The organism is Pantoea sp. UYEF8, assembly GCF_040546285.1.
GTDB classification, from domain to species: domain Bacteria; phylum Pseudomonadota; class Gammaproteobacteria; order Enterobacterales; family Enterobacteriaceae; genus Pantoea; species Pantoea brenneri.
On record NZ_JBEPNM010000006.1, the window covers coordinates 197,170 to 220,934 of the forward strand.

Consider the following 23,765-nt stretch of genomic DNA (forward strand, 5'->3'; position numbering starts at 1 on the left):
GTAACGGTTATCATCGTCATTATTGACCCCTTGATGAAAGAGCGAATCATGAACATCGTGCGAGCGAATCCTGAACAACTGTTTGAGTACGGTCCGTTTACCGTACGCCGCCAGCGGCCAGGCGAGGCCTTAAGCCCGCTGGTCAGCGTTGACCTGATGACGCTGAAACTCGATGCACGCATTCCAATGCAGCAACATCGTGATGAAGAGGTCTTTACCTATCTGTGGCGCGGTTCAATGCGCCATCAGGACAGCAACGGCGAAAGCACCTCACTCTCCGCGAAACGGGTGATGCTGGTGAACGCCGGTGAGGGTGTGCAGTATGAAGAGTCGGTTCCGCTGTATGAAGCAGAACTGTTGCAGGCGGTGATCCGGCCGGCTCATCGCGGCGGTGAAGGCATGACGCAAGTGCTGGAACGTGACCAGGGCATTATGGCTAACGGCTGGACCGAACTGGCGGGGCCGGAAACCTCCGATGCGCCGCTGGAACTGCGGCAGGATGCCTATATCTTTGACGCCCTGCTGGAGCGCGGTCATACGCTTGAGGTGCCGTCGCTGCCCGGTTTTGTCGCTTACATTACCGTGCTGGAAGGCGTGATTCGGATCGGTGAGGAGCGGCTGTCGCGCGGTGACGCGGTGAGCGGCGTGGACGAGAACATGGAAATTGTCGGCGATCGCGACGCCAATCTGATCTGCTTCCTGCTCAAACCTGACAGCGCGGCATAACAAAGCGCGGGAACCTTTCCCGCACTATTTATTTTCGGCTCTGTCCGGTCTGCTATTGCGGCTGTTGCTGCTGCATCGCCTTAACCCGCTTAAACGCATGCTTAAACTGGCGAACATCATCGCGGAGCCAGTGACGCTGGGTCAGGGGCGCGTCATCCAGTGCCTGGGGCAGCGGCACGCCGGCCAGCGATCCGCGACAGCAAAACGCACGCGCCAGCGCAGGCGTTTCGATGCCGATATACTGCGCAAATTCAGGTAATGTCATTAATGCTGTACTCATTTCCAACCTCCTGAACAACAAATCAGCCTGCATTCTCGGTCCATTTCTTACCGGCATTTATTGATCTGAAACAAGGATGTGTTACTAATCATCTGCCTGCCAATGAAAACAGGTGATCTGCCCTCCACAATCAGACAACGAAGTGAGGATACCGTGCGCCGTTATGGATTGATGAGTCTGCTATTTTTTTCAGCCTTGAGTGGCGCACATACTCTGGTGCCCGGTCAGCCCGTTCCCTCGGTTTATATTGCCGATAAAGGCGAAATGGTGATTGATCAGGGCGATGTAAATTACCAGCGCTGGAATAGCCAGACCCTGACCGGCAAAGTCAGGTTAATTATTCATGTCGCGGGTCGTCTGTCGGCCAAAGAGCAGAGCGCGGGATTAATCGAGGCCATTCAGCAGGCGAATTTACCGCATCAGGGTTTCCAGACCACCACCATCGTCAATACCGATGATGCCCTGCCCGGCAGCAGCCTGTTTGTGGTTCGCAGTATTGCAGCCAGCAAAAAAGCGGCACCATGGCAGCAGTTTATTATTGATAATAGCGGCGTAACAGCGCACAGCTGGCAGCTAAAACCGGGCAACGCGGCGGTAGCGGTGATTGATCGCCAGGGCATTGTCCGTTTCGCTAAAGATGGCGCATTAAGCGCTGACGAGGTTGCCGGAATAATCAGTCAGCTACGCAGCTTACTCGGATAATTCAGGCTGAATCAGGCGACGCTCAGCGGTGAAAATTCAGGTAAAGAAACGCTGAATGCTGCTGAATTCCCCAACTTTTTCCCGATCTTCAACTATTATTGTTTGAATGGATTGACCCGCCGTTCTTTGAAAACCTGCCAACTATGCTATGGCAGCCGGGGACGATTATTAAAGATGGCATCGAATAATTTCGACCTGCTGTGAATTCCTCTGTAGATAAGGACAGCCTTAATGACGGTCTGCGCAGAAAAACACGTCAATTCCACCCACAGCGATGCAGCACACCTGTTGAATGATATTGAACAACGACTCGATTCTTTATTGCCGGTTGAAGGTGAACGTGATTTTGTTGGTGCGGCAATGCGCGAAGGCGCGCTGGCACCGGGTAAACGTATTCGTCCGATGCTGCTGCTGCTGGCGGCACGCGATCTGGGCTGTGAAGCAAGTCCGCACGGCTTGCTGGATCTCGCCTGCGCGGTAGAGATGGTCCACGCCGCTTCGCTTATTCTGGATGATATGCCCTGCATGGATGACGCGCAGATGCGGCGCGGACGCCCTACCATCCACTGTCAGTATGGCGAACACGTGGCGATTCTGGCGGCGGTCGCGTTGCTGAGTAAAGCCTTTGGGGTGATCGCCACGGCCGAGAGCCTGTCCGCCAGCGCCCGAACCCAGGCAGTGAGTGAACTTTCCCACGCGATTGGCATGCAGGGGCTGGTGCAGGGACAGTTTAAAGATCTCTCGGAAGGCGATAAACCGCGCAGCGCTGATGCCATTCTGATGACCAATCACTTTAAAACCAGCACCCTGTTCTGCGCCTCAATGCAGATGGCCTCGATTGCCGCCGGTGCCTCGGATGAAGTGCGTGAACAGCTGCACCGGTTCTCGCTCAATCTCGGCCAGGCGTTTCAGTTGCTGGACGATTTAACCGATGGCATGAGCGATACCGGAAAGGATTGTAACCAGGATGCGGGCAAATCGACGCTGGTCAATCTGCTGGGTGCGCAGGCGGTGGAAAATCGCCTGCGCGACCATTTGCGTTGCGCCAGTGAACATCTGTTACTGGCGTGCCAGGACGGCTATGCCACTCAACATTTCATTCAGGCCTGGTTTGAGAAAAAACTCGCTGCCGTCAGTTAAGGATGCTGCATGAGCCACTTTGCGGTGATTGCGCCGCCTTTCTTTAGCCATGTTCGCGCGCTTCAGCATCTCAGCCAGGCCCTGATCGCACGCGGACATCGCGTGACGTTTATCCAGCAGATCGACGTTAAGGCCCTACTGAGCGACAGCGACATCGGTTTTTTCCCGCTGGGATTAGCCAGCCATCCGGCCGGCAGCCTGGCGCATACTCTGCAACTGGCGGCGCATCCGCTGGGTCCGTCGATGCTGAAGCTGATCAACGAAATGGCCCGCACCAGCGATATGCTGTGCCGTGAGCTGCCGGTGGTGCTTAACACGCTGGCGGTTGATGGGGTGATCGTCGATCAGATGGAGCCCGCCGGCGCACTGGCAGCCGAAGCGCTGGATCTGCCTTATGTCTCGGTTGCCTGCGCCCTGCCGCTCAACCGTGAAGCTGATTTCCCGCTGGCGGTGATGCCGTTTGACTATGGCACCAGCGATGCGGCACTGGAGCGTTATCGCACCAGTGAAAAAATCTATGACTGGCTGATGCGCCGTCATGACCGGGTTATCGCCCGCAATGCCCATGCGCTGGGATTAGCGCCACGGGAAAAACTGCACCACTGTTTCTCTCCGCTGGCACAGATCAGCCAGCTGATCCCGGCATTCGACTTTCCGCGTCAGTCGTTACCGGACCATTTCCACGCAGTCGGGCCACTGCGCGCCATTCAGCCGTCGTCTTCCTCTGCGCCGCACTACTTCCCGCACGGCGATAAACCGCGCATTTTCGCCTCGCTCGGCACGCTGCAGGGACACCGTTACGCTCTGTTCAAAACCATCGTCCGGGCCTGTCAGGAGCTGGATGCACAGCTGCTGCTGGCGCATTGCGGCCGCCTGACGCCGTTTCAGGCGGCGAAACTGGCACGCGCCAGCCAGACGCAGGTGGTGGATTTTGCCGATCAGGCGGCGGCGCTTGCGCAGGCCGATCTGGCGATTACCCACGGCGGCATGAATACCGTGCTGGATGCGATTAATCATCTGACCCCGCTGCTGGCGATCCCGCTGGCCTTTGATCAGCCCGGCGTCGCCGCACGCATTGTCTATCACGGTGTGGGACGTCGCGCCTCACGCTTCACCACCAGCCATGCCCTGGCGCGGCAGCTGCAGGCGCTGCTGGCTGACGACCGCTACCGGCAGCAGATGCTGCGGATGCGCAACGCCGTGGCCGAAGCCGGCGGCAGCGCGCTGGCGGCAGCGATTGTTGAGCAGGCGGTGCTGACCCGCAGGCCGGTAGTGAGCCGGAGGGATTATGCCGTCGTATGATCTGATTCTGGTCGGCGCCGGTCTGGCTAATGGCTTAATAGCCTTACGTCTGCGCCAGCAGCATCCCTCGCTGCGCATCCTGCTGATTGACGCTGAGCGCCAGCCGGGTGCCGGACATACCTGGTCGTTCCACGCCGAGGATCTCAGCGAAACCCAGCACCGCTGGATCGCCCCGCTGGTGGTTCATCACTGGCCGGGTTATCAGGTCCGTTTTCCGCACCGCACCCGCAGCCTCAACAGCGGCTACTTCTGCGTCACAGCGGAACGTTTCGCCGCAGTGATGCACGATCGCTTTCAACAGGATCTGATGCTGGACACCCGGGTGGAAAGCGTGGCCTCACGGTCGGTGACGCTGGCCGATGGCCGGTCGCTGGAGGCCAGCGCGGTAATTGATGGTCGGGGTTATCAGCCGGAGGCGGCATTACGCATGGGGTTTCAGGCGTTTGTCGGTCAGGAGTGGCAACTGAGTCAGCCGCACGGCCTGAGCACGCCGATCATCATGGATGCCACGGTCGATCAACAGGCGGGCTATCGCTTTGTCTACAGCCTGCCATTTTCAGCCGACACCTTACTGATTGAAGATACCCACTATATTGACGATGCCACGCTGAGCGCCGATCGCGCCCGGCAGAATATCCGCGACTACGCTGAACGCCAGGGATGGCAGTTAACGCGACTGCTGCGTGAAGAACAGGGCGCGCTGCCGATTACCCTGACCGGTGACATTGATGCCTTCTGGCAACAGCGCGATCGACCGTGCAGCGGGTTACGCGCCGGTCTGTTCCATCCCACCACCGGCTATTCGTTACCGCTGGCGGTGGCGCTGGCCGATCGGTTATCGCAGATGACGCTGTTTAATTCCGATACCCTGCACGCCACGATTCAGCTCTTCGCCAGCCAGACATGGCAACAGCAGCGCTTCTTTCGCATGCTGAATCGTATGCTTTTTCTGGCCGGTCCGGCCGATAGTCGCTGGCAGGTAATGCAGCGGTTTTACGGTCTGCCCGAGGACCTGATCGCCCGTTTTTATGCGGGAAAACTCACTTTGCCTGATCGGCTGCGCATTTTAAGCGGCAAGCCACCGGTTCCCGTACTGGCGGCGTTACAGGCTATTATGACTCCTCACCGTCAACAGGCGATGCAATGAAAAGAACCACAGTAATTGGTGCAGGCTTTGGTGGCATGGCGCTGGCAATCCGCCTGCAGGCCGCGGGTATTCCGACAAGACTGCTGGAACAGCGTGATAAGCCGGGCGGCCGCGCCTATGTTTATCAGGATCAGGGTTTTACTTTTGACGCTGGCCCGACGGTGATCACCGATCCCAGCGCGATTGAAGAGCTATTCACCCTGGCCGGCAAAAAGCTGTCCGATTACGTTGAACTGCTGCCGGTTAAACCGTTTTATCGCCTGTGCTGGGAATCCGGCAAGGTGTTCAGCTACGACAACGATCAACCGGCGCTTGAGGCGCAAATTGCCGCCTTTAATCCGCGCGACGTTGAAGGCTATCGCCGCTTTCTGGCTTATTCCCGCGCGGTGTTTGCCGAAGGTTACCTCAGGCTCGGTACCGTGCCGTTTTTATCGTTCCGCGATATGCTGCGCGCCGCGCCACAGCTGGCTAAATTGCAGGCGTGGCGCAGTGTTTACAGCAAAGTGGCGAGCTACATCGAAGATGAACATCTGCGTCAGGCGTTCTCTTTCCACTCGCTGCTGGTTGGCGGTAATCCGTTTGCCACCTCATCAATTTATACCCTGATTCATGCGCTGGAACGTGAATGGGGCGTCTGGTTCCCACGCGGTGGCACCGGCGCGCTGGTGCAGGGCATGGTGAAACTGTTTGAAGATCTGGGCGGTGAAGTGGAACTGAACGCCAGAGTGGCGCGGCTGGAGACGCAGGATAACAGCATTGCCGCCGTACACCTGCAGGATGGACGGGTGTTCCCGACGACCGCCGTCGCCTCAAATGCTGATGTAGTGCATACCTATCTTGATCTGCTGAGTCAGCACCCGGCATCCGCCGCACAGGGCCGGACGCTGCAGGGCAAAAGAATGAGTAACTCGCTGTTTGTGCTCTACTTCGGCCTTAATCATCATCACGATCAGCTCGCCCACCACACCGTTTGCTTCGGCCCGCGCTACCGCGAGTTAATCGACGAGATTTTTAATCGCGATGCGCTGGCTGACGACTTTTCGCTCTATCTGCATGCGCCGTGCGTTACCGATCCGTCGCTGGCCCCGCCGGGTTGCGGCAGCTACTACGTGCTGGCACCGGTGCCGCATCTCGGTACGGCCAATCTTGACTGGGCCGTTGAAGGTCCGCGGCTGCGCGATCGCATTTTTGACTATCTTGAGCAGCATTACATGCCGGGTCTGCGCAGCCAGCTGGTCACCCATCGGATGTTCACGCCGTTTGATTTCCGCGATGAGCTGAATGCTTATCAGGGATCGGCCTTCTCGGTGGAACCGATTCTGACTCAGAGCGCCTGGTTCCGGCCGCACAACCGCGATAAGCATATCGACAATCTCTATCTGGTGGGCGCGGGGACGCATCCGGGTGCAGGCATTCCCGGCGTCATTGGTTCGGCTAAAGCAACCGCAGGTTTAATGCTGGAGGATCTGGCTTGAATAATGCGTCATTACTCGATCATGCGGTAGAAACCATGGAGGTGGGATCGAAAAGCTTTGCTACCGCCTCAAAGTTGTTTGATGCCAAAACCCGGCGCAGCGTGCTGATGCTCTACGCCTGGTGCCGCCACTGCGACGACGTGATTGACGATCAGCAGCTGGGTTTCAGTAGCGATTCCCCCTCGCTGCAATCACCCGAGCAGCGACTGGCCCAGCTGGAGATGAAAACGCGCCAGGCCTACGCCGGTTCGCAGATGCATGAGCCGGCGTTTGCCGCTTTTCAGGAAGTGGCCATGGCGCATGATATCCTGCCCGCCTACGCCTTCGATCATCTGGCCGGCTTTGCGATGGATGTGCGTGGCGCTCGTTACCAGACGCTGGATGATACCCTGCGCTACTGCTATCACGTGGCGGGTGTGGTGGGTCTGATGATGGCGCAGATTATGGGAGTACGGGATAACGCTACTCTCGATCGCGCCTGCGATCTGGGCCTCGCCTTTCAGCTGACCAATATTGCGCGTGATATCGTCGACGATGCGCAGGCGGGACGCTGTTATCTGCCGGCGACCTGGCTGGCAGAAGAGGGATTGACGACGGAAAACCTGGCCTCACCGGAACATCGTCAGGCGCTGAGCCGGGTTGCACGGCGGCTGGTGCAGCACGCCGAACCCTATTATCACTCTGCCACGGCGGGCCTGAGCGGATTACCGTTGCGCTCGGCATGGGCGATTGCCACGGCGAAGCAGGTTTATCGTAAGATTGGCATGAAGGTTGATGAAGCGGGTCAGCAGGCGTGGGATCAGCGCCAGTCCACCAGCACACCCGAGAAACTGGCGCTGCTGGTGGCGGCCTCAGGCCAGGCGATTACTTCCCGGCTGGCGCGTCATGCTCCTCGTCCTGCCGATCTGTGGCAGCGCCCGCTTTAGCGCCGTGACGTTCGCGCAGCGTCGCCTGCAGCTTTGACAGCGGCGGCGCATACAGGAAGCCAAACGAGACACAGCCCTCTTTACCGCGCACCGCATGATGCATCCGGTGCGCCATATAGAGTCGGCGGAAATAGCCGCGACGCGGAATGTAGCGGAACGGCCAGCGCTGATGCACCAGCCCGTCATGTACCATGAAATAGAGCAGACCATAAACCGTCATGCCGGCACCAATCCACTGCAGTGGCCAGACGCCAACGCTGCCGAGATAGATCAGTAAAATCGCCAGACCGGCAAACAACACCGCGTAGAGATCGTTGAGTTCAAACCAGCCCTTATGCGGCTCGTGATGTGAAAGATGCCAGCCCCAACCCCAGCCATGCATGATATATCTGTGCGCCAGCGCAGCCGTTATCTCCATCCCGATAACGGTGGCCAGAACAATCAGGGCGTTCCAAATCCACAACATAGTTTCTCCTGAAGCTGCATCCTGCAAAGTGGCGTAAAGGATTAATTTTAACAGAGTTCAGGAAAAACAGCGGCGCCAGGACCCGGCAGCCGCAAACTAATGTCTGACAATCAAAAATCGGCCTTCAGCACAATGCGATAGTGAGCTTTCCCGGCGCGCAAATGGTCGAGCGCCTGATTGATCTGCGACATCGGGAAATACTCCACCACCGGGGCAATATCAGCGCGGGTCGCCAGCTTTAACAGCGCCCGTAGCTGAACCGGTGAACCGGTGGAAGAACCGCTCAGGCTGCGATCGCCCACAATCAGGCTAAAGGCCGGCACGCTGAACGGCGTCATCACCGCACCCAGCGTATGAAATTTTCCATGCGGCGCCAGCGCGCTGAAATAGGGCTGCCAGTCAAGATCGACCGCAACGGTGTTGATGATTAAATCAAACTGTCCCGCCAGCGCCGTCAGCGCCTGAGGATCGCGGCTGTCGACCACCTGGTTTGCCCCCAGCGCCAGTAAGGATGGCGTCTTTTCGCTGCTCGAGGTGAAAGCGGTCACGTCAGCCCCCAGCGCGCGCAGGATTTTGATCGCCATGTGGCTCAACCCGCCGATACCGATCACCCCGACCTGGCTGAGCGCTGAGATGTTGTGCATCAGCAACGGTTTGAATACCGTCATGCCGCCGCACAGCAGCGGGCCTGCGGTGGCGGCATCCAGCGCTTCCGGCAGCGGGATCACCCATTGCCAGTTTGCCCGCAGTCGCTCGGCAAATCCGCCGTGATTATTGATGGTGGAGACTTTGCCGCGACGGCAATTAACCTGATCGCCGCTCAGGCAGGCATCACAGTAATGGCAACTTTTTGCCGTCCAGCCGATGCCGACGCGCTGACCAATATGCAGCCCTTTGTGCTGCGCACCGTCGCCCAATGCCACGATGCGGCCGATCACCTCATGTCCCGCCACCAGCGGATAGGTCGATCCGCCCCAGGCATTATCAATCATCGAGAGATCGGAGTGACAGATGCCGCAGTATTCTACCGCGACCTCAGCGTCTTCTGACTGGAGCGGTCCGGGCTGATACTCATAAGGCTGTAGCGCTTCGCCGGGCTGGAGCGCGGCATAACTTTTAATACCCATTCGCATTCCTCAATCAACGGATGAAGGCGTCGCCGGACGATCACAGCGGCAACGCAACCGGCAGCATAGCAACAGGCAGCGGTCATAAACTGCTGTAAATGCGGGGCTTTCATCGGTTAAATGCGGAATTTTTCTGCGGCACAGCGGATGCTGCGCGGTGACAGCTAAAGCGGATCGTGATTGAGAGGTGTCCGGAAAGCATGGCGCGCCGCGGCCATTAGCTGGCTGGCCGTTACGGTAGTCGGTAATCGCATCAGAATTTTAGTCGCCTGCCAGTAACACAGCACCATCATTTCATCCTCCTCTTTCTCAGCCAGTTCACGCAGCCTCGCCCGTAAAGAGAGGACGTTAATCGACTGATGTTCATCCAGCATGTCAGAGATGGTCTGATTAATAATCTGGTGGAGTGTTTTCCAGGAGAGCTCTGTCTGCAAAATTAACCTCTTTTAACGCTTATCGGCTCCGGGCAAATGAACAGCGGAATTTATCGCAGCAACGGGTCTGCAAAGTCATGGCTCTAAAGTCTGGTGATAACTATAGCTGTTTCTGCACGCTTGCGCCGGGCTACACCGTCAGAATTCTAAAAGCCGACAAGTTTAAATGTTTTTGGCCATTTTTGTCTCGTTTTAACCCGCCCGAGCCGTTCGACTGTCGATTTTTTTAACAGTGGTGGCGACAGGTTAACTGGCTGATGTGCCGGGGATTTTGCTATGTCCGCCTCCCTTTCTGGACGATTCGCCGCAGATCGGCACGAGGTTTAGCCACAGCGTCAGGATTTAGCGTCATTTGACAGCACTTTAGTCGCAGACAGCGGCAATCAGACTGAGTCTATCGCTTACTGATCCGCCCGGACGTCAGATCCATTATTCGCTATGGTTTTGTTTATATAGCGATGCAGCCATCCATCTTATCTGTCCGGATTGGTCGGTCCGGAGCCGGCCTGTTACGGCCAGTAATGCGATCCAGTCACGCTTAATCGGCTGCATGATGGATTCAGGACCAGGCGACGGGCGAATTCGGTATCGTGATGATTTTTGCCTGTTTTACGCCGGAGATGCCGGTTAAGCTGTACCACAATTTGCAGAATGATGGCGTGGATGCAGTCTGTGTCCTGCTGTGGTTACTGCTGCTTACCTTACCGCTCCCGCTGCCCTGCTTCGCGCTTACCCGACGTCAGGCGCAAAACAGCCGTCAGCGGCAACCCTGAATCGAGGATTTTCTGATGGCAATGACGCTGGAACAACTGCAAGACAAATACCCGGATGCCAACGCGGCATCGCTCGGTGACTCCCCGGAACTCGCCAGCCAGCTGGCGACGCTGGTCATTGCCGGTAAGAAAGTAGCCAGCTGCGGTTCGCTGCACAGCTGGCAGGATGATGAGGATAAACCTGAGCCGGGCCGTTACAGCATTATCCTCAACGGCGAGAAGCGGCCGGTATGTGTGATCCGTACCACCGGGCTGTTCCTGACGCGCTTTGACCGCGTGACGCCTGAAATGGCGATGCTGGAAGGCGAAGGCGATCTCAGCCTGGAATACTGGCAGCAGGAGCATCAGCGCTTTTTCCAGCGCGAAGGTTATTTCCATCCGGAAATGGAACTGGTGTTTGAAACCTTCCAGCTGGTCGAAGTGATCTGAACCGCTCCGGCCAACCCACGCTACAGGCTGTTTGCCGCCATCACCGCCAGCCGTGAACAACCGCGCGCCGTCAGGATCTCAGCCGCCTGGGCGGCGCGCATTCCGCTGGCGCACACCAGTACGATGCGTTTATCTGCCGGCGGCTGCCAGTCCGCTATCTGCTGCGGCAGGATCCGCAGCACCTGCTCTGCCACGCTGACCGGCGCTTCATCCCGGCTGCGCAATTCCACGATACAGTCATCGGCGGTCAGCATCGGCGGGTCGATAAACGGCACGCCAGCACTTTCCGGTTCCGGCGCATCATCAAAACGAAACTGTCGCAGGTGCCAGTTGATGAAATCACAGTGGATCATGCAGCCAAGCGGTGACGGCGTCAGTTCCAGCAACAGGCTGAGCGCCATCTGCGCCTGTAACGCGCCCAGCGTGGCCACCGCCGGTCCCATCACCCCGGCCGTGTTGCAATTGCCCGCCGCGGTCGGCAGTTGCGGAAACAGTGCGCGATAGCCTGGCGCACCGCCGCAAAAAGTGCCGACGTAGCCTTTGCGGCCCAGTACGGACGCACAGACCAGCGGCAGACCGCGCGGCAGACAGGCGTCCGACAGCTGATAGGTAATAGCGAAATTGTCAGCCGCGTCGATCACCAGGTCGATGGCGTCGAGGGCGTCCGGCAGCAGGCTGGCACTCAGCACCTGCGGACGGGCGTCGACCTCGCAGTCAGGATTACGCTGAAGCAGCGCGCGCCGGGCGGCTGAAACTTTTGCCTCACCAATATCCGCCATGCCGAACAAAGTCTGGCGGTGCAGATTATGCAGCTCAACCCGATCGCCATCGTAGAGACGGATAAAACCCACGCCCGCCCCGGCCAGCAACGGCAGCACGGTTGAACCGAGTCCCCCCGCGCCGACCACCAGCACCCGCGCCGCGCGTAAGCGTTGCTGCCCCACCTCACCGATCTCCGGCAGTATGGTTTGTCGCTGATAACGATCCATCACCTCTCCTTAGCTGAACTGTGCCAGCCCAAAAATCGGGGTTGATGCCGCGGCCATATCACGTTGCTCCATCAGACCCGCCTGAAACGCCTGGTGACCGGCATCAATGGCGGCTGAGAACGCAGCGGCCATGCGCACCGGATCGCGCGCCTTCGCCACGGCGGTATTCAGCAGAATGCCATCGAAGCCCATCTCCATCGCCTGCGCTGCCTGCGAAGGCGCGCCGATACCGGCATCAATAATCAGCGGCACATCGTTGAACCAGGCCCGCATACTGCGCAGTCCCTCGATATTACGCAGCCCCTGCCCTGAGCCAATCGGCGCGCCCCACGGCATCAGCACTTCGCAGCCAGCCTCAAGCAGTTTTTCGCCAACAATCAGATCTTCGGTGGTGTAGGGAAAGACCTGGAAACCGTCAGCGCAGAGAATACGTGCCGCCTCAACCAGGGCGAACGGATCGGGTTGCAGGGTATCGGCGTGACCAATCACCTCCAGCTTGATCCACGGCGTGCCGAACAGTTCGCGGGCCATCTGCGCGGTGGTTACTGCCTCTTTCACGGTGTGGCAACCGGCGGTATTAGGCAGAATGCGGGTGCTGAGCTGTTGCAACAGCTCACGGAAAGCGCCGCCCGCGCTGCCCTCGCGCCGCAGACTGACCGTAATAATCTCTGCGCCTGAGGTCTCAATCGCCTGTTGCAGGATCGCGGGCGACGGATAGCCTGCCGTGCCCAGCAAAAATCGTGATGATGGGGTGTGTTGATAAAACATGGTTATCCTCCCTGCATCGGTGACAGCACTTCAATCTGGTTACCCGCCGCAAGCGACTGGCTGGCATAGCGGGCGCGCGGTACAAATTCACCGTTGAGCGCCGTCGCGACCGTGGCGGGATCGATCTGCTGCTCCTGCAACAGTTCGTCCAGCGTGCGCGCCGTGGTATCAATGACACGTCCATTCAGTTCAATCCGCATGAATCACCTCCTGAGTCAGTTGCTGCATTAATTGTTCCGCCATCAGCGGTGCCAGCAGGAAACCGTGGCGATAGAGTCCGTTGAGCGAGAAGACCCCGTTTTCGTAGCGCACTTCCGGCAGATTATGGCGGTAAGCCGGTCGCAGCCCGGTGCCGCTCTCCAGCACGCGCGCCTCGGCCAGCGCCGGATGCAGGGACCAGGCGGCGCTGAGCAGTTCCATCATTGCGCGTGCGCTGATCGGGCTGCTGTCGTGGCTCTCAACCATGGTGGCGCCCAGCATGAAAATACCGTCGGCACGCGGTACCAGATAACAGGGAAAACGCGGATGGAGCAGGCGGACGGGTCGGGAGAGATGCAGTTCAGGCGCGTGCAGGATCAGCATTTCGCCGCGCACCGCACGCAGCGCCGGTTGTGCCGCGACGGCGTGGATGCCGCGGCAGTCAATAATCTGACCTCCGGGTGCGCCGGGATGAAACGGCACATCTGCCTGGCGCAAACGTTGCGCCAGTTGCCGCAGCGCCTGGCGCGGATCAAGGTGGGCTTCGGCGGCAAAAAACAGGCCACGGGCAAAGCGATTTTCCAGCGCCGGTTCGACCTCGCCCGGAACCACCCACTGATGATTATGGGTCAGACTGGCGAAGCGGGTCAGCTCGCGACTGTCGCGCGGCGGTGCCACCACCAGCGTCCCGTGCTGCGTCACGCCTTCAATGCGTTTCGCCCACCAGGCCGCCGAATGCTGGCCCCATTCAATCACCTGCGGCGGCGCACTTTCCGCTTCACACCAGGGTGCCAGCATGCCGCCCGCCCAGTGGGAGGCTGCACGGACGTCGGACCGGGTAATCACTTCAACCTTTTCGCCCCGCTCTGCCAGTAGCGTGGCGACACACAGCCCGGCCACGCCGCTGCCGAGTACCGACCAGCGGCTCATGTTGCCCACCGGGCGGGCGTCGCGTCATTCAGGATAGGATGGTTCATAGTGGCCTCGTCGTAACTACGCGAAGACCCGGGATACCAGAAGGGAAAAAGGCGAGAGCATGAATGGCGATGCCCTTGCGGCAAGCATCTGCAGAGAGCGGATGCCCGTCTTCCTACGCCAGTATCAACTGGGTCAGGTTCGAAGGGTCGCTAAGCCGCGCAGTGCGCTATTAGCCTCTCAGTCTCTCTGGCGAGACTCCCCTGACGGGTTCTAGTTTTAAGTTAAGCGGGCAGGTTCGTCAAGTGAAGAGGCGATGATCAACCGTCCTGAAAATGGCTGAATTCATTAATTGTCATGGCATTATCCAGCACCCTCAGCCGCAGCCTGATCCGATCAATATCCTTTGCCTGCAGACCGCTGGTGTCACCTTTTTCGTATAGCCTTTGCAATCCCTTATGCTTCCGGCTCTTAATCACGCCTGTTTCTCAACGGGAAACAAGAGAGTGTTTTCCTTCAGGCAACAAAATTGCGTGACCAGCCCAATGATGAGCGGTCCGAAAGGTAGTATCAATAGCTGAAACGGTGGCGTCCAGTGCGGTGTGTCATGGCCGGCAGGAACGCAGAGCGGCCGCTGAAAGTGGTATGACGCAATGTCTGCTCCTTTCAGCGGCCCACAGGCTTAACCCGCATTACGCTCAAAGTGGCTGTTCACAAAGGCGCGACAGCGCGGCGAGATGGGATCGAGGAATACCTGTTCCGGCGCGCCGGACTCTTCAATCATGCCCTGATGCAGGAAAATCGCTTTGTTGGAGACTTCCCGCGCAAAGCCCATCTCATGGGTCACGATGATCATGGTACGTCCCTCTTCCGCCAGGCTACGGATCACCCGCAGCACTTCCCCCACCAGTTCGGGATCGAGCGCGGAAGTCGGCTCATCAAACAGAATCGCTTTCGGCTGCTGCGCCAGCGCCCGGGCAATCGCCACGCGTTGCTGCTGACCGCCGGAAAGTTGCGATGGCCAGGCATCGCGCTTTGCATACAACCCCACCTTATGCAGCAACGCTTCAGCCTCTTCCAGCGCCTCTTTGTGACTGCGTTTCTGCACGTGAATCGGTGCTTCAATGATGTTCTGCATCACCGTCTTGTGCGGCCACAGGTTGAAACTCTGGAACACAAAGCCGAGCTGCATCCGCATCAGTTTGATACGGCGACGCTGCTCGCGGTTCAGTTTTTCGTCGGCGTTATCCAGCGTAACCGATACCTCGCCGACCGCAATTTCCCCCGCCTGCGGCACTTCAAGGAACGGTATACAGCGCAACAGGGTGCTTTTGCCGGAGCCGCTGGCGCCAATTAGCGAAATCACATCGCCATCCTGCGCCGTCAGGCTGATGTCATGCAGCACTTCATGTCCCGCATAACTCTTTCTGAGATGACTCAGCATGATTGTCGGTGCCGTCATGAGCGCGCTCCAAAGTAGTAAGGTGAGAGTCGACGTTCCAGCATCGACACGCCTTTGCTGACCAGCATGGTCAGTATCAGGTAAATCACCGCGGCACTGAGGAACACCTCCAGCGCCCGAAAAGTCGACGAGACTATCGAATCGGCAATCCCGGTCATCTCCATCAGGCTGATGGTGCTGACCAGTGAGGTGGCTTTAATCATCGAGATAATTTCGTTGCTGTAGGCCGGTAACGCCTGGCGAATGGCGATCGGTAAGGTAATGCGGGTGAAGATTTTGTGTGATGCCATACCGGAAACTTTTGCCGCCTCCAGCGATTGCGTACTGACGGCGCGCAGCCCGCCCCGCAGAATCTCAGAGGTGTAGGCGGCATCGTTGAGGATCAGCGCCAGCAAGCCGCACCAGTAGGGATCGCGTAGCAGCGGCCAGAACAGGCTTTCGCGCACTGCCGGTAAGCTGCCGAGTCCGTAATAGACCATGAAAATCTGGATTAACAGCGGCGTACCGCGAAACAGCCAGACATAGAAACGACAGAACAGCCTGCCGACCCGCGTCATGCGCAGCAGATTGAGCAGCAGCGCCAGCAGGCCACCGCCCAGCAGCGATAACAGCGCGAGGTTAACCGTCAGCGGCAACCCTTTCAGCAGCGCCAGCAAGGTTTGCTGTAAAAAAGTGATATCCACGTGGACTCCTTACTCCTTCACGCGTTGTTGACCGCGCATCGCAAATTTTTCCACGTAGCGGAAAACCATGTCAGAACAGGTGGTGATGATCAGGTAGATCACCGCGCCGACGCTGTAGAAGAAAAACGACATCTGAGTGGAGTTAGCCGCAGTTGATACCTGATTCATGGTTTCTACCAGTCCGGTGACCGACACCAGCGCCGACTCTTTGATCACCGATTGCCACTGATTGCCCATTCCCGGCAGCGCGGTGCGCAATGCCTGCGGCACAATAATGCGGCGGAACATCATTAAGCGCCCCATACCGGTGACCGTCGCCGCTTCCAGCGTGCCCTTCGGGATGGCGTAGAACGCGCCGCGAAACACGCCGCTCTGATAGGCACCGGAAATCAGCCCGATGGCAATCGCGCCGGCCACAAAGCCGTTCACATCAAACGGGCCCTGCAAACCCAGCGCGATGCCGACGGTCGAGACCACCTGTCGCCCACCGAAATAGAACAGGTAGATTACCAGCAGCTCAGGCACGCCGCGAAACAGGGTGATGTAGCTGGCCGCCAGCCGCTGTTGCCAGCGCGAGCCGGCAATCTGCATCCAGCACAGCACGCTGCCGAGCACCGCGCCCAGCAACCAGGCACAGAGTGATACCGTGACGGTGACGGCAGCGGCGCTCAGTAGTACCCCGCCCCATCCTTCGTCGCCAAAGCCCAGTATCTGCCAGTCGATATTCATCAACATCAGCGATTACGCTTTGGGCGCGACGTCTTCGCCGAACCACTTAATTGACAGTTTGCTCAGCGTGCCGTCTTTGATCATTGAGTCCAGCGCCTGATTCAGCGCCTGCTGCAGCTCACTGTTGCCTTTGCGCAGACCAATAGCCGATCCCGCCCCCAGTACGCCGCCGGAGAAGCCGTAGCCGCTGCTGCTGATCGCCTCAGCGTGTTTTTTCACAAAGGCGTTAAGGTTAGTTCGGGAGGCCATCACCGCGTCGACCCGACCATTCATCAGGTCAGCGAAGGTTTCCGGACCAGCCTGATAGGTGCGGATGGTGGCCACATCGCCAAGGTATTTTTGCAGGAAATCGGCCTGAATGGTGGCGACCTGCACCGCGATGGTTTTACCTTTAAAGCTGGTTTTCAGATCCTCAATCGCTTTTTTCATGCCTGCTTCATCATCCGCGGTAACCACCGTGCCGCTGCCTGGCAGCGTTGCCAGCGGCGAGGTTTTAGAGGTGACAAAACTGGAGACGCTGACGGTGTACTGATGGGTAAAGTCGATCGCTTCGGCGCGCTTAGGCGTGACGGTGACCGCATCAATCACCGCATCATATTTACCGTCAATCAGGCCCGGGATCATACCTGACCATTTCTGGGCGATGATTTCATATTTAAAACCGGCGCGCTTAGCCAGCTCCGCCACCATATCAGGCTCGTAACCGACAATTTTGCCGCTCGGCGTGGTCTGGTTAAACGGTGGATAAGCCGCCTCGGTAGCGAATTTCAGGGTGCCAAAATCTTTTGCCTGGCTGACCACGGAGGTTGCCAGCAGCGCCACGGTCAGGGAAGCCGCAAACAGACGGTTGTGCATCATCATAGAAACCTCATTTTATTATTAAGAGAGCAGCTCAATGGCAAGGCGGCTCAGCGCCTGCGTCCCGGCGGCAATGCTGCGTTCATCCGGTTGATAGTCGGAGTTATGCAGGTGATCGTCACGGCCCGGCGTGGCAGAACCAATGTGGATCTGACAACCCGGAGCCCGTTCGGTAAACAGCGAGAAATCTTCAGCGCCAAAACTGTCGCTGGGCTGCGCGATAATCGGCTTATCAAACTGGTGCGACAGGATCGGTTCCAGCGCATCAATCAGGCGATCGTCATTCATCAACGGCGGGACGCCACGCTGGAAATTGACCTCCACACGCACGTTCTGGGCCAGCGCCACGCCCTCGCACATCCGCTTAAACGCGGCTTCCATGTCGGCACGCACCGCCGGCGATTTCGTGCGGATGGTGCCCTGAAACAGGCAGCTGTCGGGGATAATGTTGTGGGTAGTGCCGCCCTGAATATGACCGATGGTCAACACCGCGGAGTGGGCCGGATCGCGTTCACGCGAAATGATGGTTTGTAGCTGACTGATGAGATGCACGGTAGCGATAATCGGATCGCTGCCCATGTGCGGACGGGCGGCGTGGGTCGATACGCCATGCACCGTCACGTCGAATTCGTCACTGGAGGCGGTGCTGGCGCCACGGGTCAGCGCCACTTCTCCGGCCGCCAGTTCCGGCTTGTTGTGCAGGGTGATTGCCCAGTCGATGCCCTCTGCCGCACCATCGGCGATCATCGCCTGCGCGCCGCTGTCAGGCGTCTCTTCGGCCGGCTGGAAAATCAACCGCACCGTCCCTTTCAGCTGCTGACGATAATGTGGCAGGATCGCCGCCACGCCAAGCAGGGTGGCCGTGTGGATATCGTGTCCGCAGGCGTGCATTTTACCGGGCCAGACGCTGGCAAAAGGCAGTCCGGTCTGTTCATGGATCGGTAAAGCATCCATATCAGCGCGCAGCAGCAGGGTTTTACCCGGCTCTGCGCCCTGGATATCCACCATCACGCCGCTGCGGCCGATACCGGTTTTTGGCGTCAGCCCCAGCGCCTGCAACTGTTGCGTCACCAGGCTGGCGGTACGCAGCGTATCGAAACCTAATTCCGGGTGGGCATGAATATCACGTCGAATCGCCACTAAATGGGATTCCAGTTGTTCTGTTCTGGCTTTTATTTCCCTGGCCAGCAGTGCTTTATCCTGATTCATAGCAGCCCCGGCAATATTGGGTCGGCATCGTAATGCAGACTCTTTTTTTATGTGATCATGATTTCTGGTATTTGCGACCGTTTATTTATTCACAGCACGGCGCAGAAAGCAACGCGCAAAAGCCGGCCGCAGCTGGTTTAAAATCAATGAGATAGGAATAACCATAGGAAGATTGAATGAGAAGCGGGCGGATCAGCAATAATATTAATAATCCGCCAGATGAAATTACTTTCACTACTTATCGGCAGCAGAAAGTCGCTTAGTGATTCAGCTAAATTAAAGAGTCATTACTATTTCCGCTCATTTCCCGGCTGTTCATCAGTAATAAAACCCCGCAGTTGAGCAGAGCTTCAGCGCTGACCTGCTTAGCCACTGTACGAAGTGGTGTCACCCTATCCGCTATCGAATCCCGATCGGCCCTGACAGCGCAACCGGCCAGCAGGCTGGCGCTGACCATCAGTGCGAGGGTTGGTGAGGCGAACATGGAGAGCCCCTGAGTCGATGCTGAATTGTGACCAGATTATTAAATGGTCACTAATTGTCAATCTCGCTACGTTGGGATGCGGTTGCAGCAATGACCTGATACGCGACGCTTTACTTCACGAATGGTTCAGCAGTGCGGTAATCATCCTGATGCAGAAACACGGTTTGCCCTGAGATTGTGACTATTGACATTATTAGTCACTGGTCTGAGAATGCGGTTACTCTGCTGATGAATGAATAAGGTAACCTATGCTCAGGTTCAAACCTGCCGCCCTTGCTGTCTGCCTGTTGCCGCTGGCCCTAGCAGCCTGCGGCGACCCGTCCGGCACCGACGATCCGCGGACTCAGCCTCCTCTGGTCAGAGCGGCCACCGTAGTGAGTGCTGCCGATACCTCGCGCGCCTTCACTGGCGTTGTTGTTGCACGCACACAAAGCGACCTCGGCTTCCGGGTAGAGGGCAAAATTCTTGAGCGTCTGGTCGATACCGGCCAGACCGTTAAGCGGGGTCAGCCATTAATGCGTCTGGATCCGGTTGACCTGAGCCTCCAGGCACAGGCGCAGACGCAGGCTGTTACCGCTGCGCGGGCGCGTGCCCGACAGGCTACAGCTGATGAGGCTCGTTATCGGGGACTGGTCGCTACAGGAGCTGTTTCTGCGTCAGCCTACGACCAGATAAAGGCCGCCGCGGATTCGGCCAGAGCCGAACTCAGCGCGGCACAGGCACAGGCCAATCTCGCCCGGAATGCGACCGGATATGCCGTGCTGCTGGCGGATGCCGACGGTGTGGTGATGGAAACGCTGGCCGAACCCGGCCAGGTGGTTGCGGCAGGCCAGCCAGTCATCAGGCTGGCCAGAGCGGGACAGCGTGAAGCCGTCGTGCAGCTGCCTGAGACGCTGCGGCCGGCAATCGGCAGCGAGGCGCAGGCTAAACTGTACGGTAGCGCAAAACAGTCTGTTACCGCCAGGCTGCGTCTCCTCTCCGATGCCGCCGATCCGGTGACACGCACTTTCGAAGCCAGATATGTGCTTGAAGGCGCACTGGCCAGCGCACCGCTCGGTGCCACCGTTACGCTGCATATAGCAGAAGATAAAACACCCGGTCAGCGCCTGCAGGTGCCGTTAGCGGCGATTTATGATCCCGGCAAAGGGGCTGGCGTCTGGGTTATTTCAGGCAAGCCGGCCAACGTCACCTGGCGATCCGTCCAGGTGGTCGGGCTGGGGGACGATGCCGCCAGCGTAACCGGTGGGATCAAGCCGGGCGATCAGGTGGTGGCGCTGGGTGCGCATCTGCTGCATGACGGTGAAGCGGTACGGATCGCCCCTCAGAGCAGCGTCAGTGCTGCCGGGAGCCAGCCATGAGCAGCGGCCGCTTCAACCTTTCAGCACTGGCGGTCCGCGAGCGCTCAATCACCCTGTTCCTGATCATTCTGATTACCGTCGCCGGTATTCTCTCTTTCTTCGAACTTGGCCGGGCTGAAGACCCGCCTTTTACCGTCAAGCAGATGACCATTATCTCTGCCTGGCCGGGTGCAACCGCCCGCGAGATGCAGGATCAGGTTGCCGAGCCGCTTGAGAAGCGGCTGCAGGAGCTTAAGTGGTATGACCGCAGTGAGACTTATACCCGTCCCGGCCTGGCTTTTACCATGCTGTCACTGCAGGACAGCACGCCGCCTGCAGAAGTACAGGAGGAATTCTACCAGGCGCGTAAAAAGCTGGGTGATGAAGCCAAAAATCTGCCGGCGGGCGTGATCGGGCCGATGATAAATGACGAGTTCTCTGATGTGACTTTTGCCCTGTTTGCGCTTAAGGCGAAGGGAGAACCACAGCGCGTGCTGGCGCGCGATGCAGAGTCGTTGCGCCAGCAGCTTTTGCACGTGCCCGGCGTGAAAAAGGTCAACATTATCGGTGAGCAGAGTGAGCGGATTTTTGTCTCCTTCTCACATGACCGGCTGGCCACGCTCGGTATCTCTCCGCAGGATATCTTCTCCGCACTAAACAGCCAGAACGTTCTGACCCCTGCCGGTTCGATTGATACTCACGGACCTCAGGTGTTCGTTCGTCTGGATGGCGCCTTCGACAAACTGGAGAAAATCCGCCAAACGCCTGTTGTGGTCCAGGGCAGAACGTTGCGGCTTTCGGACGTGGCAACGGTTGAAAGAGGCTATGAAGATCCAGCGACCTTTATGGTACGTAATCAGGGAGAACCGGCCCTTTTGCTGGGCGTCATCATGCGTGAGGGCTGGAACGGGCTGGATCTGGGTAAGGCGCTGGATGCGGAAACGGCCAGAATCAATCAGGGTATGCCACTGGGCATGACGCTGACCAAAGTCACCGATCAGTCCGTGAACATCAGTTCCGCCGTTGATGAGTTCATGGTCAAATTCTTTGTCGCGCTGCTGGTGGTGATGGTGGTCTGCTTCATCAGTATGGGCTGGCGGGTCGGCGTCGTCGTTGCCGCCGCCGTGCCACTGACGCTGGCTGTCGTTTTTGTGGTGATGGAGGCTTCCGGTAAGAACTTTGACCGTATCACGCTGGGTTCTCTGATCCTGGCGCTGGGTTTGCTGGTGGATGACGCCATTATCGCCATAGAAATGATGGTGGTGAAAATGGAGGAAGGCTACGACCGTATCAAAGCGTCCGCCTATGCCTGGAGCCACACGGCTGCGCCGATGCTGGCGGGTACGCTGGTTACGGCCGTTGGCTTCATGCCCAACGGGTTTGCACAGTCCACCGCCGGCGAATATACCAGCAACATGTTCTGGATAGTGGGCATCGCCCTGATCGCCTCATGGGTGGTCGCGGTGGTCTTTACGCCTTACCTGGGCGTGAAAATGCTGCCGGAAATCAAAACCGTGGCGGGAGGACATGCTGCCATTTACAACACCCGTCATTACAATCGCTTCCGGCGCGTTCTGTCCCGCGTCATCGCGAGAAAATGGTGGGTAGCCGGATCGGTTATTGCCATTTTTACGGCCGCTGTTCTCGGGATGGGACTGGTTAAAAAACAATTTTTTCCTACCTCTGACCGCCCGGAAGTGCTGGTAGAAGTCCAGATGCCTTATGGCACCTCGATTGAGGAGACCAGCGCCACGACGGCAAAAGTCGAAGCGTGGCTTCAGCAGCAGAAAGAGGCAAAAATCGTCACCGCCTATATCGGCCAGGGGTCACCGCGTTTTTATCTGGCCATGGCACCGGAACTCCCCGACCCGTCGTTTGCCAAAATTGTTGTGCTGACGGACAGTCAGGCGGCACGTGAGGCACTGAAGTTCCGGCTGCGAGAAGCGGCGGCTCACGGGCTGGCACCAGAGGCACGCGTCCGGGTGACACAACTGGTGTTTGGCCCTTACTCGCCTTATCCGGTGGCCTATCGCGTCATGGGTCCGGACCCGACCACGCTGCGCGCGATTGCTGACAAGGTGGAGGCCGTGATGCAGGCCAGCCCGATGATGAGAACCGTCAATACCGACTGGGGCCCGCGAGTGCCAACGCTGCATTTCACGCTCAATCAGGATCGGCTGCAGGCCGTGGGGCTGACATCCAATGCGGTGGCACAGCAGCTTCAGTTCCTGCTTTCAGGCGTACCGATCACATCGGTGCGTGAAGACATTCGTTCAGTGCAGGTTATGGGACGCGCGGCAGGCGACATCCGGCTTGATCCGGCCAAAATAGCGGGCTTTACCCTGGTCGGCTCATCCGGTCAGCGTATTCCGCTGTCACAGATAGGGGAAGTCAGCGTCCGCATGGAAGATCCGATTCTGCGTCGTCGCGATCGTACTCCGACCATTACGGTACGTGGTGATATTGCTGAGCATCTGCAACCGCCGGATGTCTCCACCGCCATGCTCAAACAATTGCAGCCGGTTATCGACAATCTTCCGGCTGGATACCGCATTGAGCAGGCGGGAGCGATAGAAGAATCCGGTAAAGCGACAAAAGCGATGGCACCGCTGTTCCCGATTATGATCGCCATGACGCTGCTGATTATCATTCTGCAGGTGCGGTCGATGTCAGCGATGGTGATGGTCTTTCTTACCGCGCCACTGGGACTGATTGGCGTCGTGCCCACGTTACTGCTGTTTAACCAGCCGTTTGGCATCAATGCACTGGTCGGGCTGATTGCGCTGTCGGGCATTCTGATGCGTAACACCTTGATCCTGATAGGCCAGATTCACCACAATGAGCAGCAAGGACTCGCGCCTTTTGATGCGGTGGTAGAGGCAACGGTACAACGTGCCCGTCCGGTGTTGCTGACGGCAATGGCCGCCATTCTGGCATTTATTCCGCTGACGCATTCGGTGTTCTGGGGAACGCTGGCATATACCCTGATTGGCGGTACGTTGGGCGGCACCGTTATTACGCTGGTGTTCCTGCCCGCGATGTACGCGATCTGGTTCAGGATCCGCCCTGAAAAACCGCGGTCTGCTGATGAAAAAGCCCTGACCTGACGGTTGTGAAAGTCGCCGTGATCCCTGAATAAGCGATCACGGCCTTTACCCCATCGAATGGGATAAAGAGGTTTACCTTACGCCGAGAGGTTTTATCCC

Annotated in this window: 24 protein-coding genes, 1 pseudogene and 1 riboswitch; of the genes and pseudogenes, 11 read left to right on the forward strand and 14 right to left on the reverse strand. The window is 58.1% G+C overall.

Annotated features, from left to right (window positions below):
* Positions 1 to 48: 48 nt before the first annotated feature.
* The gene (locus tag ABIB18_RS13860; protein ID WP_089562284.1) at positions 49 to 726 is read left to right on the forward strand and encodes a pirin family protein; all 678 of its coding nucleotides are present in this window, start codon (positions 49 to 51) and stop codon (positions 724 to 726) included.
* A gap of 52 nt (positions 727 to 778) precedes the next feature.
* On the opposite strand, the gene ABIB18_RS13865 is transcribed toward ABIB18_RS13860, so the two are convergent.
* On the reverse strand, positions 779 to 1,006 hold the full coding sequence (locus ABIB18_RS13865; RefSeq protein WP_031377559.1) for a hypothetical protein: 228 nt from the start codon (positions 1,004 to 1,006) through the stop codon (positions 779 to 781).
* Positions 1,007 to 1,177: 171 nt separating this feature from the next.
* Here ABIB18_RS13865 and ABIB18_RS13870 point away from each other — a divergent pair, with 171 nt between their 5' ends.
* From ABIB18_RS13870 to crtB, 6 genes are all read left to right on the forward strand, one after another.
* Entirely contained in the window at positions 1,178 to 1,708 is a 531-nt protein-coding gene (locus ABIB18_RS13870; protein ID WP_031377560.1) for a YtfJ family protein, read from the forward strand.
* Between the two features lie 231 nt (positions 1,709 to 1,939).
* Positions 1,940 to 2,848: a polyprenyl synthetase family protein gene (locus tag ABIB18_RS13875; RefSeq protein ID WP_069729142.1), complete on the forward strand. Its 909-nt coding sequence runs from the start codon at positions 1,940 to 1,942 to the stop codon at positions 2,846 to 2,848.
* A gap of 9 nt (positions 2,849 to 2,857) precedes the next feature.
* Positions 2,858 to 4,150: a glycosyltransferase gene (locus ABIB18_RS13880; RefSeq protein ID WP_279810365.1), complete on the forward strand. Its 1,293-nt coding sequence runs from the start codon at positions 2,858 to 2,860 to the stop codon at positions 4,148 to 4,150.
* The gene (gene crtY, locus ABIB18_RS13885) at positions 4,137 to 5,297 is read left to right on the forward strand and encodes a lycopene beta-cyclase CrtY (RefSeq protein ID WP_031377590.1); all 1,161 of its coding nucleotides are present in this window, start codon (positions 4,137 to 4,139) and stop codon (positions 5,295 to 5,297) included. Before ABIB18_RS13880 ends, crtY begins: the two co-directional genes overlap by 14 nt.
* Entirely contained in the window at positions 5,294 to 6,772 is a 1,479-nt protein-coding gene (locus ABIB18_RS13890; protein WP_354474475.1) for a phytoene desaturase, read from the forward strand. The genes crtY and ABIB18_RS13890 overlap by 4 nt, the downstream gene beginning before the upstream one ends.
* Positions 6,769 to 7,698 carry a 15-cis-phytoene synthase CrtB gene (gene crtB, locus ABIB18_RS13895; RefSeq protein WP_031377563.1) on the forward strand — a complete coding sequence of 310 codons (930 nt, stop codon included), beginning with the start codon at positions 6,769 to 6,771 and terminating at the stop codon, positions 7,696 to 7,698. The genes ABIB18_RS13890 and crtB overlap by 4 nt, the downstream gene beginning before the upstream one ends.
* Here crtB and ABIB18_RS13900 read toward each other — a convergent pair.
* The 3 genes from ABIB18_RS13900 to ABIB18_RS13910 form a co-directional block, all read right to left on the reverse strand.
* Entirely contained in the window at positions 7,637 to 8,164 is a 528-nt protein-coding gene (locus ABIB18_RS13900) for a sterol desaturase family protein (RefSeq protein WP_069729139.1), read from the reverse strand. The two genes, crtB and ABIB18_RS13900, sit on opposite strands and share 62 nt — an antisense overlap.
* A 110-nt stretch (positions 8,165 to 8,274) precedes the next feature.
* Positions 8,275 to 9,291, reverse strand: a complete 1,017-nt coding sequence (gene ahr, locus ABIB18_RS13905; protein ID WP_354474478.1) for an NADPH-dependent aldehyde reductase Ahr — start codon at positions 9,289 to 9,291, stop codon at positions 8,275 to 8,277.
* A gap of 164 nt (positions 9,292 to 9,455) precedes the next feature.
* The gene (locus tag ABIB18_RS13910; RefSeq protein ID WP_031377566.1) at positions 9,456 to 9,725 is read right to left on the reverse strand and encodes a hypothetical protein; all 270 of its coding nucleotides are present in this window, start codon (positions 9,723 to 9,725) and stop codon (positions 9,456 to 9,458) included.
* 569 nt (positions 9,726 to 10,294) lie between these two features.
* Here ABIB18_RS13910 and ABIB18_RS13915 point away from each other — a divergent pair.
* Together ABIB18_RS13915 and ABIB18_RS13920 are read left to right on the forward strand one after the other, a co-directional pair.
* Positions 10,295 to 10,498 (forward strand): annotated as a pseudogene (locus tag ABIB18_RS13915) (sulfate ABC transporter permease); the annotation flags it as partial.
* A 15-nt stretch (positions 10,499 to 10,513) separates the two neighbouring features.
* On the forward strand, positions 10,514 to 10,927 hold the full coding sequence (locus ABIB18_RS13920) for an ASCH domain-containing protein (RefSeq protein WP_354474480.1): 414 nt from the start codon (positions 10,514 to 10,516) through the stop codon (positions 10,925 to 10,927).
* Between the two features lie 20 nt (positions 10,928 to 10,947).
* On the opposite strand, the gene ABIB18_RS13925 is transcribed toward ABIB18_RS13920, so the two are convergent.
* From ABIB18_RS13925 to ABIB18_RS13975, 10 genes are all read right to left on the reverse strand, one after another.
* Positions 10,948 to 11,916: a ThiF family adenylyltransferase gene (locus ABIB18_RS13925; protein ID WP_354474482.1), complete on the reverse strand. Its 969-nt coding sequence runs from the start codon at positions 11,914 to 11,916 to the stop codon at positions 10,948 to 10,950.
* Between the two features lie 9 nt (positions 11,917 to 11,925).
* Entirely contained in the window at positions 11,926 to 12,684 is a 759-nt protein-coding gene (locus ABIB18_RS13930) for a thiazole synthase (protein ID WP_159222923.1), read from the reverse strand.
* A gap of 2 nt (positions 12,685 to 12,686) precedes the next feature.
* The gene (gene thiS / locus ABIB18_RS13935; RefSeq protein ID WP_031377571.1) at positions 12,687 to 12,884 is read right to left on the reverse strand and encodes a sulfur carrier protein ThiS; all 198 of its coding nucleotides are present in this window, start codon (positions 12,882 to 12,884) and stop codon (positions 12,687 to 12,689) included.
* Entirely contained in the window at positions 12,874 to 13,812 is a 939-nt protein-coding gene (locus ABIB18_RS13940; protein WP_069729135.1) for an FAD-dependent oxidoreductase, read from the reverse strand. The genes thiS and ABIB18_RS13940 overlap by 11 nt, the downstream gene beginning before the upstream one ends.
* Positions 13,813 to 13,952: 140 nt before the next feature.
* Positions 13,953 to 14,072, reverse strand: a riboswitch (TPP riboswitch).
* 407 nt (positions 14,073 to 14,479) lie between these two features.
* Entirely contained in the window at positions 14,480 to 15,259 is a 780-nt protein-coding gene (locus tag ABIB18_RS13950) for an ATP-binding cassette domain-containing protein (protein WP_031377574.1), read from the reverse strand.
* On the reverse strand, positions 15,256 to 15,942 hold the full coding sequence (locus tag ABIB18_RS13955) for an ABC transporter permease (RefSeq protein WP_354474485.1): 687 nt from the start codon (positions 15,940 to 15,942) through the stop codon (positions 15,256 to 15,258). The genes ABIB18_RS13950 and ABIB18_RS13955 overlap by 4 nt, the downstream gene beginning before the upstream one ends.
* 9 nt (positions 15,943 to 15,951) lie before the next feature.
* On the reverse strand, positions 15,952 to 16,677 hold the full coding sequence (locus tag ABIB18_RS13960) for an ABC transporter permease (RefSeq protein WP_354474487.1): 726 nt from the start codon (positions 16,675 to 16,677) through the stop codon (positions 15,952 to 15,954).
* 6 nt (positions 16,678 to 16,683) lie between these two features.
* On the reverse strand, positions 16,684 to 17,532 hold the full coding sequence (locus ABIB18_RS13965) for an ABC transporter substrate-binding protein (protein WP_354474489.1): 849 nt from the start codon (positions 17,530 to 17,532) through the stop codon (positions 16,684 to 16,686).
* An 18-nt stretch (positions 17,533 to 17,550) separates the two neighbouring features.
* Complete coding sequence (locus tag ABIB18_RS13970; protein ID WP_031377578.1) at positions 17,551 to 18,738, reverse strand: M20 metallopeptidase family protein; 1,188 nt, start codon at positions 18,736 to 18,738, stop codon at positions 17,551 to 17,553.
* A 271-nt stretch (positions 18,739 to 19,009) separates the two neighbouring features.
* The gene (locus ABIB18_RS13975; protein ID WP_354474491.1) at positions 19,010 to 19,222 is read right to left on the reverse strand and encodes a hypothetical protein; all 213 of its coding nucleotides are present in this window, start codon (positions 19,220 to 19,222) and stop codon (positions 19,010 to 19,012) included.
* 248 nt (positions 19,223 to 19,470) lie between these two features.
* Between ABIB18_RS13975 and ABIB18_RS13980 the strand changes: the two genes are divergently transcribed.
* On the forward strand, positions 19,471 to 20,580 hold the full coding sequence (locus tag ABIB18_RS13980; RefSeq protein WP_031377580.1) for an efflux RND transporter periplasmic adaptor subunit: 1,110 nt from the start codon (positions 19,471 to 19,473) through the stop codon (positions 20,578 to 20,580).
* The gene (locus ABIB18_RS13985) at positions 20,577 to 23,666 is read left to right on the forward strand and encodes an efflux RND transporter permease subunit (RefSeq protein ID WP_354474493.1); all 3,090 of its coding nucleotides are present in this window, start codon (positions 20,577 to 20,579) and stop codon (positions 23,664 to 23,666) included. The genes ABIB18_RS13980 and ABIB18_RS13985 overlap by 4 nt, the downstream gene beginning before the upstream one ends.
* Positions 23,667 to 23,765 lie beyond the last annotated feature (99 nt).

Excerpts from the sequence above, each read along its gene's own strand:
- ABIB18_RS13985 (WP_354474493.1), top strand. The coding sequence starts at position 20,577 with ATGAGCAGCGGCCGCTTCAACCTTTCAGCACTGGCGGTCCGCGAGCGC.
- ABIB18_RS13970 (WP_031377578.1), bottom strand. The coding sequence starts at position 18,738 with ATGAATCAGGATAAAGCACTGCTGGCCAGGGAAATAAAAGCCAGAACA.
- ABIB18_RS13930 (WP_159222923.1), bottom strand. The coding sequence starts at position 12,684 with ATGTTTTATCAACACACCCCATCATCACGATTTTTGCTGGGCACGGCA.
- ABIB18_RS13920 (WP_354474480.1), top strand. The coding sequence starts at position 10,514 with ATGGCAATGACGCTGGAACAACTGCAAGACAAATACCCGGATGCCAAC.
- ABIB18_RS13975 (WP_354474491.1), bottom strand. The coding sequence starts at position 19,222 with ATGTTCGCCTCACCAACCCTCGCACTGATGGTCAGCGCCAGCCTGCTG.
- ABIB18_RS13880 (WP_279810365.1), top strand. The coding sequence starts at position 2,858 with ATGAGCCACTTTGCGGTGATTGCGCCGCCTTTCTTTAGCCATGTTCGC.
- ABIB18_RS13865 (WP_031377559.1), bottom strand. The coding sequence starts at position 1,006 with ATGAGTACAGCATTAATGACATTACCTGAATTTGCGCAGTATATCGGC.
- ABIB18_RS13925 (WP_354474482.1), bottom strand. The coding sequence starts at position 11,916 with ATGGATCGTTATCAGCGACAAACCATACTGCCGGAGATCGGTGAGGTG.
- ABIB18_RS13965 (WP_354474489.1), bottom strand. The coding sequence starts at position 17,532 with ATGATGATGCACAACCGTCTGTTTGCGGCTTCCCTGACCGTGGCGCTG.
- ABIB18_RS13860 (WP_089562284.1), top strand. The coding sequence starts at position 49 with ATGAACATCGTGCGAGCGAATCCTGAACAACTGTTTGAGTACGGTCCG.
- ABIB18_RS13960 (WP_354474487.1), bottom strand. The coding sequence starts at position 16,677 with ATGTTGATGAATATCGACTGGCAGATACTGGGCTTTGGCGACGAAGGA.
- ABIB18_RS13940 (WP_069729135.1), bottom strand. The coding sequence starts at position 13,812 with ATGAGCCGCTGGTCGGTACTCGGCAGCGGCGTGGCCGGGCTGTGTGTC.
- ABIB18_RS13980 (WP_031377580.1), top strand. The coding sequence starts at position 19,471 with ATGCTCAGGTTCAAACCTGCCGCCCTTGCTGTCTGCCTGTTGCCGCTG.
- ABIB18_RS13875 (WP_069729142.1), top strand. The coding sequence starts at position 1,940 with ATGACGGTCTGCGCAGAAAAACACGTCAATTCCACCCACAGCGATGCA.
- ABIB18_RS13950 (WP_031377574.1), bottom strand. The coding sequence starts at position 15,259 with ATGACGGCACCGACAATCATGCTGAGTCATCTCAGAAAGAGTTATGCG.
- ahr (WP_354474478.1), bottom strand. The coding sequence starts at position 9,291 with ATGGGTATTAAAAGTTATGCCGCGCTCCAGCCCGGCGAAGCGCTACAG.
- ABIB18_RS13890 (WP_354474475.1), top strand. The coding sequence starts at position 5,294 with ATGAAAAGAACCACAGTAATTGGTGCAGGCTTTGGTGGCATGGCGCTG.
- thiS (WP_031377571.1), bottom strand. The coding sequence starts at position 12,884 with ATGCGGATTGAACTGAATGGACGTGTCATTGATACCACGGCGCGCACG.
- ABIB18_RS13900 (WP_069729139.1), bottom strand. The coding sequence starts at position 8,164 with ATGTTGTGGATTTGGAACGCCCTGATTGTTCTGGCCACCGTTATCGGG.
- crtY (WP_031377590.1), top strand. The coding sequence starts at position 4,137 with ATGCCGTCGTATGATCTGATTCTGGTCGGCGCCGGTCTGGCTAATGGC.
- ABIB18_RS13870 (WP_031377560.1), top strand. The coding sequence starts at position 1,178 with ATGAGTCTGCTATTTTTTTCAGCCTTGAGTGGCGCACATACTCTGGTG.